The organism is Clostridium sp. BL-8 (genome assembly GCF_002006495.1).
Taxonomy (GTDB): Bacteria; Bacillota; Clostridia; order Clostridiales; family Clostridiaceae; genus Clostridium.
Genome location: NZ_LZZL01000078.1, coordinates 1 through 13,785, shown reverse-complemented (window position 1 = coordinate 13,785; position 13,785 = coordinate 1). Strand labels below are relative to the sequence as shown.

Sequence of the window (13,785 nt, the reverse complement as noted above, 5' to 3'; positions counted from 1 at the left end):
ATCGCTTTGTGATTTCTTTAATTTTTTTGTGAAGTTCTATGAACTTTTCTCCTTAATTATTACTTATAATTTGCCGACTGTTACTTGAACTAGTATTGATAAATTTATTATTAAAGTATTTATAAAAATCTCAGCTACATTGGAATAATTCCTCCTATTCAATGTATCATTAATAAAATTCATTTAGTGATATTAGTATTGTATATTATTTAATCATTCTACTATTATTCGCAATATTTCATACGTTATATTAACTAAGCTATTATATCATAACCAATAAGTTATGTATACTTCATCTCTCTTCTCTTGTCAGCTTAGAAAAAAAATCGATTTTAGGTAGCAATTACTTTTATAATTAAAAGCATTAAATTGGATTTTCTCAATCTATTTATAAAATTTATAAAAATATTTTCAAAAAAGGTACCAAATACCCTTTTTGAAAGTGTATAATATTATGATGGGTAATTAAAGATATTTATCCTTAATTATCCTATTAGCAATTCTTTTTGAGGAAAGGGCCCTAAATCAAATTTATTTTATTGCGTATCATAGTAATTAAATTAAAAAATATTTTAATCTAATTACTATTATAATTTTATATTTTATGTGAAAAGGGAGGACTACTATGATTAAAAGAAGTTTTAAACTTACAGCCTTATTGGTTGCAGCCAGTTCAATTATGACATTAGTACCTGCTATGGCAGATACTTCTAGATTAGATACTAAAGATGGTACCATCACAAATGCAATAGCATATAAAGATGGTAAATACGTATATCAAGGCTACAAGAGTGATGATGATGATGATTCCATTTACTACAATGATGGAAGTAAAGACAAAGAATTAGATGATGTAGACGATGCTGATCTTAATACAACATACGAAGATAAATACGCATTTACTAATGATGGCTCAGATCAATATTTAATTGATTTGACTAATGGATCTGTAACTGATGATGACACTCCATTAGATGATGCAGATACTGCTGCAACAAAATTACAAACTAAATTAAAGAAAACTGATAGATATGGTGATAATTTAAGTCTAGATGCAACAAATACATTTAATAATGGTGATTCTATTGATGATAGCCAATTAGTGACTATACCAGGATCTAAGTTTGGTGATAGCTGGTATGCTTATGATGTCACAACAAATACATCAGATTCCCAAAAATACTTAGCTCAGTATACTAATACAAGTGGTGTAAAAAATGGACACTTATATGGATTTACTGATGCTTCTGGCAAATATATTGATGCTTCTTCAACAGCTAATATATATGCTTATAGTACAAAGCAAGGAAAAATGGTTAAAATTGAAGATTATAGTAACAACTATGATGATAAAGACAGTGACAGCGGTCTATTAGCTACATTGATTCAACAGCCAGTTGCTTTAACTCAAGATAAGGATTATATTTATGCTTTAGTTACAGTAGCTATAACTGATACTGCAACAAATGCTGTGCCTACTGGTGCAACTACTACTACAGCTTCAGTTTATGTTGATGGAGCTTCTGGAAACCAAGCAACAACAACTGTACGTACCTACATCCAAAAAATCTCTAAAGCACAAGGAGAGCAAAAAGATGATGCTTATCTTCCAAAAACTGTAGAATCTTACGAAGTTGGTAATAGTAATGATGAATATGACTGCGGAGATGCTTCAGATGCATATGATGCAATTCTAGCTGCTATAAATGATGCTAACACTGTATCAAACTTAGTATCTGTAAAACAAAAAGATGTCTTCGGAAGAGTAGATGATAATGGAATAGCTAAACCACTATTTACTACAAACAATGGTAACTTGGTTGCTATTAAAGCAACTGATGATGAGATAGATGCAGTAACTTTAAAATTCAAAAAAGATAAATTAAAATTTGATAAAATATTACCTGGATACAAAACTGCTGATGCAACCACTACTTCAGCTTCTGCAGTAGGATTTGATAAAAGCACCAAGGTAGATGCATATCTTGTTGAAAAAGACTCTGATGACAGTGTAGATATTGATACAGATTCAAATAATGATGCTTATAAAGCTTATGATATTGATGTAGATGGAAATGTATGGGTAGTTGCAGATGGAAAGATCTACGAATATAAAGCTGGTGGAGATATGACTAAGGTTTATACTTGTGATTCTTCATTAGATGCAATAAGTGTTTATGATGAAAATAACTTAGTCGTTTGGGAAAATAGCGGCGATATTTACACAAGTGTTCATGAAGGGGAAACAGCACCTGCTACACCTTCTACACCTGCTAAAGTTGGCTGGGATCAATTAGCTGATGGAAGCTGGAATTTATATAATGCAGCTGGAATAAAAGTTGTAAACAACTGGGCTAACATTGGTGGAGCTTGGTATTTCTTCGATACGAATGGAACTATGGTAGTTGGCTGGCAATATATAAATGGAGCGTGGTATTATTTTAATCCAATTTCTGATGGTACTAGAGGTGCTATGAAAACTGGATGGATAAATGACAATGGCACTTGGTATTATTTAAACCCATCTGGAGCTATGGCTACTGGATGGATAAATGATAGCGGTACTTGGTATTACTTGAAATCTTCTGGAGCTATGGCTACCGGATGGATATATGATAATGGTTCTTGGTATTACTTATATACTTCTGGAGCTATGGCTGCTAATACAACAATTGATGGATACAGATTATCTTCAAGTGGTGCTCTAATATAAGCTTTGCTTAAAAAGCATTAAATAATAGTATTTATAATTTGTACAAGCTTTTTTAAACAATTCCTAAATTTATTATATACGAGAGTTTAAAGTAAAACTAAGTTACTTTAAACTCTCTTTTTACTTAATAGTTAATTCCTACTATCAAGTTAATAACAAATTTCATTTACAACTTAATATGCAAAAAAAGATACTACTTTGCAAAATATCACATAATAGTATCTTTATATTAAATTAATTACTTATACTAGAAGTTGTATCTTCTTCCCATTGAGCATATAAAGTAATGTCCTTAGTTACTTTTATCGTATCTGAATAATCGTAACTTGTTCCATCACCATCTGATTTAGTATTCCATTCAACAAAAGTGTATCCACTCTTTGTAGGTTTATATAAAGATATTACTGTTCCATCATCAACAGTTTTTGACCTTAATAATTCATCATCTGAGTCATTTGCATCAGGATCTTTAAATTTAACTTTATACTGTGCTACGTGTGTTTTACCATCTGATGGTATTTCATCTGACATTGAAGCATTTTCATTAATAATCTGGCTTGGTACATATGGAATAGTGCTGTTTCCATTATAATCAAAGGCTTTAGTTGGAGTTAATACATTACTTCCTATAAGCACTCCCTTATCATCAAAATTGTAAAGCTGCCCATTTAATACGCATTGACCTTTTTGCATTGCTCCACTAGCTGTGAAGAAATGAATTTTTCCTTCTATTTGAATAGCTCCTGTCTGCATTGCTCCACTTAAATCTGCATAATACCACTGACCATTATCTTGAATCCAGCCTGTTCTCATTTGACCGAGTCCATCAAAAAAATACCATATACCATCTATTTGTCTCCATCCTGTAGCATAACCATATCCTTCTGTATAACTCCAAGCACCATTATAATTCTCAATCCACTCGGCTGAAGCCTTTATAGGTGTTAATGCAATTAGTGAAAGAAGCACTACGTTGCCTGCAATCAGTTTTTTTAAATAAGTATTCTTCAATTTAGCTCCTCCTATAGAATTATTAAATAAAACAATTATTATAAATTTATTATTTTTTCTTTAGTCTTATATTGTTTTTTAGATTATATGAATTTACTTCACTGTTACTTGCTTTGTTTTACTTACTCCTGATCCATCATTAGCAGTTGCTGTTACATTTACTGTTCCAGCAGTTCCTCCAGTTAATACTCCATCACTATTGATTGTCGCACTGCCTGTTCCAGAAGTTACAGACCAAGTTACTGATGTATCGCCTGCATTACTTGGAGATACTGTTGCTGTCATTTTAGTAGTACCATTTACAGCGACACTGGCATTGCCGCTTATATTAATACTCGTTACATACAATTTCCATTGAGCATATAAAGTCAAATCTTTAATAATCTTTATATCATCATCAGCAGAATAAGTCTTTCCAGTCCCATCACTTCTGACATTCCAATTCACAAAATAGTAGCCAGTTTTGGATGGATCATACAAGCTTACACTTTTTCCCTTCCTGACAGTCTTAGTCTCAAGTACAGTTCCATCACTGTCTCTAAGTGTAACTGTATATTTTATTAAATAACTATCATCCTCTTCATTAGAATCACTTTGATCTTCTATAAGATTATCGTATTTTGATTGAATAGGTGAAGTAGGTGTATTATTTCCAGTATTCTGTATTACATTTAAGCAATTTCCATTAATATCATATTCCCTCTCTGGCGTTGGTACCGAAAAACCAGCAACTTCTCCGTCTGAATCTATAGTATAAAATTGTCCATTGATAACGGCATTGCTGGTTTTCATCATTCCATTGCTATCAAGAACGTAAATCTTTCCTGCTATATTAATAACTCCTGTTTGAATTTCACCACTAGCATCTGCAAAATACCAGTTATTATTATAATTAATCCATCCTGTTTTTAGTGCGCCATTATCTTGCAGAAAATACCAAGTGCTTCCTGCTTGTATCCATCCAGTTAGCATTTTTCCATTATCATTAAAATAATATAATTTCCCATCGATTTTTTTCCACCCTGTTAGTTTCTCATTATCCTGCATATAATACCAGTTTCCTTGATAATCATTTCTCCATTCAGCTGAGGCTTTGACAGGTACTAATGTATATAGTATTGCGGAAATCATAGTTACCGAAATTATTTTAGTTATAAATTTCCGTTTCATTGAAAATCCCTCCCATTTTCATACTTTTATTTAAAACAATTTTTTCTATTAAAAACGATATATTTTTGTTGTTTCATTATCTAATTTTATACATACTTTCTTAATTATCGATATATTTTCCTATAACTATATAGTTATAAAATCATTTTATAACAAACATAATATAGATGCTTGAATAATCCTAAATATATATTTTAATTTTATAATGCATAATAATACCAGCTAAATTATAGTTAAATCAGCCTATCTAACAACTATAATTTAGCTGGTATTAATTTAGTGATTCTATTCACTTAAGGCACAATCAAAAAAAATAACAAGTCCATCTACCAGCCTATTTTTCATGCGCCTAAGGTTCCATCTGAATTAAAAACATATTTTGTTCCGTCAATATATCTTGAACCTGTTACCATGTTCCCATTGATATTGAAGTAATAAGTTTTACCGTCAATTGTAACCCATTCATTTTTCTTCATTACCCCCGTAGTATCATCCAGATAACACCAGCCATCCTTTGAATCTGCCCAGCCTGTTTTCATTGAACCATCGTCATTTGAACAATACCAATTTCCATCAGCTCTAAACCAGCCTGTTTGCATTTCTCCTGATGGATCACTAAAATAATAATATTCATTATCTAATTGTAACCAGCCAACCGCAGCTTGTCCATTATCTTTTAAGTAATACCATTTGCCATCTGACCATTTCCAAGCAGAGGTTTCCATAATTCCGTTTTCATTGAAATAGTACCAGTAATCATCAATTTTAAGCCAGCCTTTTGTCATCTTTCCATCAGCTTTTAAATAATAACTCTTTCCGCCATCATTAACCCACTGCATCTTTTCAGCCGCTCCATCCTCACCAACAAAATATCTATCATCACCATCTTGCACCCACTGACTATATATTTCGTAGCCTTTCTTCTTATCGAAATAGCATCTCTTACCATCAACTATCTGCCAGCCTGTCTCCATAGCCCCATCTATTCTGTTAAAATAATATGTCTTTCCCTTAATCTTTTGTACTCCCTTTAGGCTTACACCATCTTTATCATAATAATATATGTATCCATCATGTTTTCCCCAGCCAGGTTCATTATCAAACCTGTCAAATACTTTATCCCAAGCATCATCTACATCATCATCCTTATCTTTAAGTGCATCTGTAAAATCATCTAATGCATCACTTAAATCATCAAGACTATTCGTCACATCATTAACAGCATTACCTATTTGGCTGTTATCAATTTCAGAATCTACATTTGGAATCAGCGTATAAGTTCCAGTTTTTATCATTCCTTTTATGGTGTCTCCAACACTACTTAAATTCAAGCCATCAATAACGCTATCTAGTTGATTTTTTTCATAATCTTCAACTGGAAGTGCATACTCATATACTTTACTTTTAGAATCACTATTAGTTAATGATAAACTTAATAAATTCGTACTTATGCCTTCAGAACTTAAATCTATATCAGATTTTCCTCCTTTTAAGTTAGTAACTCCTGAAAAATCAACCACATTTAATACATCTTTGGTTGTTAAAGTTTTAGCTCCACTGTTAACTAATATCATATTATATACAGGATTGTTTATAGCATATACTTTATTATTTGAAGAATTCACCAAATTTATATTAAGACCATCGCAAATGACACTTGTCCCAGAAGCATCTAAATCAATTGTTTTATTATAAGCTGAGCTGCCTGTTAATGGCAAAGATGGAACCAGAGCGCTGCTCCCACTACTATACTCAGCATCCTTTTCGATTCCGTTATAAGTATCTGCTGGATTTGCTGCTAGTCCTAATATTCCCCCAATTGCAAATCCTTGCGCTGCTACACCACTTCCACTAACCACAGTGTACTCATATACAGGTATATCTTTAGCTTCTGACTGAATTTCTGCTACAAATTCATCTTCTGACAAACCCGACATAGAATTTAGTTCATTTAGCACCGTAGTTGCTCCATCATACAAAGCCGTTCCCTTTTGTGTTATTGCATCTGATCCAATAGCTTTTCCATATGCAATTAGATTAGTTCCTGCAGTTTTAACTGCTGTTACTCCAGTAACAATACTTGACATATTATTAATCAAATTTTTTGCAATTGTGGCTGCGGCGACAGCATTTAAAGTATAGGAAAGGCTTCCACATTCTTTAAATTGAGAAACTGTGGTGCTTGTACCAACATTACTATATATTGCATTTAATTTTGTAGGTATCATCGCTTCAATTACAGTGTTTACTGCTTCTTCTGAGCTGTTTGAACTTATGTCAGAGGTATCTGCTGCTTTTGCTATTATGCTAGTTGTTCCAATAGGAAATATAGTACTTATACTTACTGCAACAAGTATCAATGACATTATCCTAGTAATTTTTTTTATCATATAAATCGCCTCCACAACATCTAATAACATTATAGCATTTATACTGATCAGTTCAAATATTTTTTATCCATTAGTGTCAATTAAGACCTTTTTTAATTCTTGATTTCCAGAACTTTCTCGACTTAAAAACTTCTATAATTTCCTATACAATGAAAAAGGTGCCTTAAACTAACTTTCAATAAGTTTAAGACACTTAATATTATTATGATTTCATAGTTATCATTATATGTAAAAAAACAAACCTTGAATTATATTTACCTTTTATATAAAATTACTTCAATTTGAATTTTTGAACTAACTCAGTTAAATTAACTGCTATCTGAGCCTGCTCCATGGCTGCATTCGCTACCTGCGCCATAGCCTGAGAACTTCCTTCTATTCCAGTTTGTATTTTTTCACTGTTTACTGAAGATTGTTGAACATCTGCTGCTGTACTTTGAAGTGCTTGATTTATTTGTTCTACTGTTGCTTCAACTTCTTGCGCCATTGAAACTAATTCTTCTGACATTAAACTTACAAAATCACCATCACTGCTGTATCTCTCTCCAACCTTAGCATAATCTTGTAATTGTTTATCAACTTCAGTTGACATAAAGTTAAGTATATCATTACTATTTTGAGAAAGGTTTTTAACTGAATCTTGTATTTTAGATATAGTATTTTGAATAGTTATAACTGTCTGTGAAGATTCCTCTGCCAGTTTTCTTATTTCTTCTGCAACAACTGCAAATCCTTTTCCTGATTCACCCGCTCTTGCAGCTTCAATAGCCGCATTTAAGGCTAATAAATTAGTTTGTTCTGCGATTTCAGCTATTGCATTTGCCATAACTTTTACTTCCTCAACAACTTTTGCATCTTCAATCGCTTTAATAATATTCTTTTCCTTTTGCTCTCTAACTTCTGCAGTATTATCGATAGCAATTTTACTATCCCCTTTTATTTTTTCAGCTCTGCTCTTAATTTTTTCAGCATTTAGGCTTCCATCTTCTGCTTTCTTTGATAAATTCTCCATACTTGAATTTACTTCTTCAATAGATGCTGCAATTTCTTCAGCCGTTGCACTTGTTGTTGTCATTGTAGAATTTATGTTTCTTGATGAGTTATCAACTTCATCAAGTCTAGCTGAAACTTCTTCTACATTTGCGGATAATTCCTGACTCAATGAACTTATATTATTTGACTCATTCAGAATAGTAGAAATAAGTTCCCTTACGTTTTTTTGAGCAGTATTTAACTCAGTACCAATTGAACCAATTTCGTCAATTCTTATTACTTTAACATCTTTTGAAAAATCATAACCTGCTAATCGTATAGCAAAATTCTTAAGTTCATTTAATCTTGAAACTATATTCTTATGCATATAAAATCCTGCTGAAATTGCAATTATCATACTTATTACACATACAAGTACTGTTATGGTAATATCTCTAGCTACTGTACTACCATTTGCTATTCCATTCTTTATATCACTAAGTTCCTTAAAATTCAAAGCTCCAGATACAAATACTAGAAAGCACATTAAATAATATGAAGTTTGAAGTTTAGCCCTAAGTGACATACTTTTTTTCTTTTCGTTCATTTCAATTCCCCCATTACTTTTACGTTATTATTAAAAATATAATTGCTATATGTTACAATTGATAATTTACAATTAGTGCCTTCTGTAGATAATTTATAAGCAATTACAGTTGGAATCCTTACAGAACTTCTTAAAATGTAGAATTATCATTGCAATACACATTGAATATAATTATGTTAAATGTATTTATCGTATCCGCCTGCTAATATATTAAATTCTATTATTAATGATATCATTCTTTTTTTCTATATTCAACTAATTGCAACAACATATTACATATGTAGCACAATCATAAAATAATAAATCAGCTATATACATAATTGCCAATTCCATTCTCCGTCTATATTTCTAAACAACAATATATTACAAAAATAAAAGCGATGATTTTATTTTTATAATCATCGCTTTCATTTTATCTATCTTATTAATGTACAATCAAATAAATAACAAATCCATGTACCTAAATATTATTTAAATTTATCCATTGTCCATCAAGGAACATCATTCCTGTTTTCATAGCACCATTCGAATCAAAATAATACTTTTTACCATCTATTGTCTGCCATCCCATTACCATTATTCCTGAATCATTCAAATAGTACCATGCTTTTCCATTATATAGCCAGCCTGTTTTCATGCTGCCATCAGCATTCAAATAATACTTATTCTTATCATAAGTTACCCAGCCTACTTGCATTACCCCATGTTCATCTAAGTAATACCATCTTCCTAAATATAATGTCCAGCCTGTTTGCATTTGGCCATATTGATTAAAGAAATACCACTTTCCACCATAAGTAGCCCATACATTTGCTCTCATGATACCATCACCTTGAAGATAATACCAGTATCCTTTATCATAAGTCCAGCCTGTTTGCATAATACCATCATCATTTAAATAGTACCATTGCCCGCTTTCCTGTATCCAGCCTGTTTGCATATAGCCATTTATATCTAAAAAATACCATTGATTGTCATATTTAACCCATTGATTCTTAACCTGTGTACCTGTAGCATCATAAAATGTCCAATTTCCAGAAACAAGCACCCATACATCAGTTCCTTCTATAGCACCTCTAATTATGCTCAATGAATAAGTAGTTGTAGTACTTCCGTCTGGAGCTGTAACTAATATTTTTACAAGATTTGCTCCTATATTAAGTGGTATATAATCTGATTCGTCTCCACTTGCATATGTAAGATCTCCTATTTTAATCTTTGAAGTAGAATTTTGTGCAGTAAACTTTATTTTAACTTTTTCCACACTTCTATCCACTTTAACACTATATAAATAAGTGTCTGGATCAAATGCCGGTGACATAGTTCCATCTGATACAGTAAGGCTACTCAAATTAGCATTTGTTTTAGGATAACCTCTTGTTACATTTATTACATAAGTTTTACTTTCGTCATCTTTTGTAATTTTTACAGTTATACTATTTCCACCTACATCTAAACTTATATCTGCTGAGGTTGTACCACTTGGTACTGTTACTCCATTTACAGTAATTGTCGCCGTAGGATCAACCGCTGTTGGTGTCACTGCTATTGAAGTCACACTATTATCAACGGCTGCAGTATAATTATATATATCTTTATTAAAAGCTGGAGAAAGTGTTCCTTTTGATAATTTTAACCCTGAAAGCTGTGCCGGACTTGTATCACTTGCTCCGCGTGTTACAGTAACAGTATAAGTACTTGTAGTACCGTCTGTAGTTTTCACAACAATTTCCACATCATTATCTCCATAATCTAGAGAAATATTTTTACTCTTGCTTCCGCTTGTAACTGTACTTCCATTAACCTTAATAGTTGAATCACTATCTATAGAGGTTGGTGTAAATGCTATAGTGGTTACAGTTGGAGCAACTGTAAGTTCGTAATCATATGTATCTGAAGTAAAAGCTGGTGATAACGTTCCTGTAGATGGAGCGAGAGCTTTTAACCCAGGTACACCTTTCTTATTTATTATTAACGTATAATCTTTACTTATCCCAAGATATGTTCTTGTTATAGTAATTACATTATCTCCACCAGATAAATTAACTGTATTGCTGCTTAGGCCATTAATCTTGCATGTCATCACATTATTATCAGAATCATACATTTTAATTGTAGCCTTGCTATAAGATGCATTTATAGGTCCAAGATAGTAGCTTCCATCACTGTTTGTTTGAGCATAATCTACTGCTATAGGATCATCATTATCATAAGCGACCTCTAAATGGTCAAATTGAAGCTGTGTATCCTCATCGAAACTTAATTTTACTTTATACGTTTGAGCATTTCCAGAGCTATCTTGAACACTTATTGTAAGAGTAAAGTCAGTATAATCTTTTATTGAAGATATTGACCATATTGTACTAGAACCAGTACCATTACGATTCACCGACATATTAGTAGAATTACTACTTGTAACAGCTGTTATGCTATATCCATTCTGCGGAACCAAGTAAAAAGGCTGGCCTAATGGAAGATACTGACACACATAATTTCCTGCTGAATCTTTATCAATATTTTTTTCTTCTCCAGTAGAATTTCCCATATGTAAAGTTATTCCTGGTGCCCTGGTAATATCATCTGCAAATACCTTTTTTATACTTCCGATCTGCATTGTCGTAAAAAATACACTAAAAATAAGTAAATAAGAGATAATTCTTTTAACGTTAATTGTTTTTGCTTTCATCCATACGTCCCCCTACTTGTGCTTCTTGTGTTTTATTATTATTTATCTCAAAATATTCCTCCAAATTACATTAAACAAAATTTTTCCGAACAAAATTCTAAATATACGATATATTTATAATCGTATATTTAGAAAAAATCTTTAATCATTATTTAAATTTATTAATATTAACCTACATTATAATATACAGATCTTCCTTAAAATATTGGTTCTTTTTCATAATTAAAACGTATAAAAAACTTTATATTTCTCATAGTTCCTCTATCTCTTTTTGCTATATCTAACTATTAAAATATCCATAATCAAATTCACCATATTCATTGAAATAATATGTGTATCCGTCAATTATTATTGAACTTGTCCTTGCTGAGCCATCCTCGTTAAAATAATAAAATTTATTATCCTTAGCAAGCCATCCGCTATTCAGATCTCCAGTAATAGCATGTCTCATATTCCCAACTAAATTAAAATAGTACCATTTTCCATTGTAATATATCCATTCTCCAGATTTCATGCTTCCATCAATGTTAAAATAATACCATTCATCATCTAACTGTAGCCATCCTATATGCATAGCCCCGGAATCATCTAAGAAATACCACTTCTTCCCGTAGTACATCCAGCCTGTTCTCATATCTCCACTGGAATTTAAATAATACCACTGATCATTACTCACTATCCAGCCTTTTATCATGGTTCCATCTCTTCTAAAATAATACCACTTTCCATCATCAAAAGCCCAGCCTGTTTGCATTGCTCCTTTAGAATTTAAGTAATACCACTGGTCTTCATATTTTAACCAGCCTGTTTGCATTTCACCTTTCGAATCTAAATAGTACCAAACGCCTCCATCTTGTATCCATCCTGTTTGCATATTCCCCATATTAGAAAAATGAAAATATTTATTATACTTATTATCATAATACCAAGTACCTTTTAATGGTTTCCCTAAAGAATCATTATATCGCCATCTCCCATTTACCAATACCCATTGATTAGGCTTAAGTACTGAATTAATGGAGTCAGAAACATTAGGAGATACAGGAATTCCAAGATATATATTTAAAATATAATTTCCCACTCTGCCTGTGTCTTTATCCTTAACCCCTATATTTATTGTATATTTAGCTATACCTTTAAATTTAAGTTTAATTGAATTAGTCTCCTCATCAAGCTCTACTCCATTAACAGTAACTGAGTAAGAATCATCCTCTGGCACTGTCTCAAGGTCAACAACATTCGTATCATCGTCTAATTCTACATTGTAAAGAGTATTGCTCTCATTGAATCCAATTGTATTACCGTCTATATCAATATCCTTTAAATAAACAGCTTCCTTACCCCCTCTGAATATATAAACAGTATATTTTGATTCATTTGCACTCTTATCATCATCTACTTCTATTTCAACTTTATTTTTCCCTGGACTTAAAGACAAATCTTCCTTATAATAATTTTCTTTATCCACTATATTTCCGTTAACCCTAACGATATCATTAGGATCATCCGGTTTTGCCTTAATAAATGCCTCAGTAGTGTCTTTATCAACATCAACAATATAAGAATAAGTACCTTCTGAAAACTTTATATTATCTCCTTCGCTTAGATAAATATTGCTTAAATGAGGATTTCCATCATCTTCTTTCGCATAAGCCTTTATCGTCAGCATATTTGAATAATTTAATACTATACCACAAAAAATACCAGCAAAAAATAATATGGTTCTTATACTTTTAAATTTCTTTCCCATATATCGTCTCCTTTTTACCCGGTGTCTAGATTTAATATCCTTTAATAATAATGGTACCATATGTATTGCTTTACTGTAAACTTAATGGAAGCTTCCAAAATATTAATTTTATATTAATTTTTATCAAATAAAATCTTAAGATAAAGAAAAGCTGCTACATAATGATTTTTAATCACCATATGTAACAGCCTTTCCCTATTAAGATTCAATAGTATGAATCTTTTATATTTGCTTTCTCATATCAACTTGAAATTCAAGTAGATCTTTATCCTTAGCGTGATAGATATGTGAGCTCACAGAGTAAGCGACCATCATCAAATCATAGATTTTAGATGTCTGTTTAAATGCCTCACACCAAATCGTAGATGTTCACAGAGAAAGTTCGAGCAGCCAAATACAAGATTTGGGCTCTCACTTTTGGTTTCCTACTTAATCCAAGCTCCTGAAGCTCCTAATACATAACCATCAACAGTTGTGTTAGCTAAC

General features: G+C 31.7%; 7 protein-coding genes. 1 reads left to right on the top strand and 6 read right to left on the bottom strand.

Annotation, left to right across the window (positions count from 1 at the left end; all coding sequences use genetic code 11):
- Positions 1–625 precede the first annotated feature (625 nt).
- Entirely contained in the window at positions 626–2,713 is a 2,088-nt protein-coding gene (locus CLOBL_RS21390; protein ID WP_077860879.1) for an N-acetylmuramoyl-L-alanine amidase family protein, read from the top strand.
- Positions 2,714–2,947: 234 nt separating this feature from the next.
- On the opposite strand, the gene CLOBL_RS21385 is transcribed toward CLOBL_RS21390, so the two are convergent.
- The 6 genes from CLOBL_RS21385 to CLOBL_RS29035 all read right to left on the bottom strand — a co-directional run bounded on the left by CLOBL_RS21385 (position 2,948) and on the right by CLOBL_RS29035 (position 13,299).
- Complete coding sequence (locus CLOBL_RS21385) at positions 2,948–3,724, bottom strand: InlB B-repeat-containing protein (RefSeq protein ID WP_077860878.1); 777 nt, start codon at positions 3,722–3,724, stop codon at positions 2,948–2,950.
- Positions 3,725–3,817: 93 nt separating this feature from the next.
- On the bottom strand, positions 3,818–4,894 hold the full coding sequence (locus CLOBL_RS21380; RefSeq protein WP_077860877.1) for an InlB B-repeat-containing protein: 1,077 nt from the start codon (positions 4,892–4,894) through the stop codon (positions 3,818–3,820).
- Between the two features lie 341 nt (positions 4,895–5,235).
- Positions 5,236–7,284 (bottom strand): N-acetylmuramoyl-L-alanine amidase family protein, encoded by a 2,049-nt coding sequence (locus tag CLOBL_RS21375; RefSeq protein WP_077860876.1) that lies wholly within the window; start codon positions 7,282–7,284, stop codon positions 5,236–5,238.
- A 271-nt stretch (positions 7,285–7,555) separates the two neighbouring features.
- Complete coding sequence (locus tag CLOBL_RS21370; RefSeq protein WP_077860875.1) at positions 7,556–8,863, bottom strand: methyl-accepting chemotaxis protein; 1,308 nt, start codon at positions 8,861–8,863, stop codon at positions 7,556–7,558.
- Positions 8,864–9,323: 460 nt separating this feature from the next.
- Positions 9,324–11,549, bottom strand: a complete 2,226-nt coding sequence (locus tag CLOBL_RS21365; RefSeq protein WP_077860874.1) for a cadherin-like beta sandwich domain-containing protein — start codon at positions 11,547–11,549, stop codon at positions 9,324–9,326.
- A 280-nt stretch (positions 11,550–11,829) separates the two neighbouring features.
- Positions 11,830–13,299 carry a cadherin-like beta sandwich domain-containing protein gene (locus CLOBL_RS29035; RefSeq protein ID WP_077860873.1) on the bottom strand — a complete coding sequence of 490 codons (1,470 nt, stop codon included), beginning with the start codon at positions 13,297–13,299 and terminating at the stop codon, positions 11,830–11,832.
- Positions 13,300–13,785 lie beyond the last annotated feature (486 nt).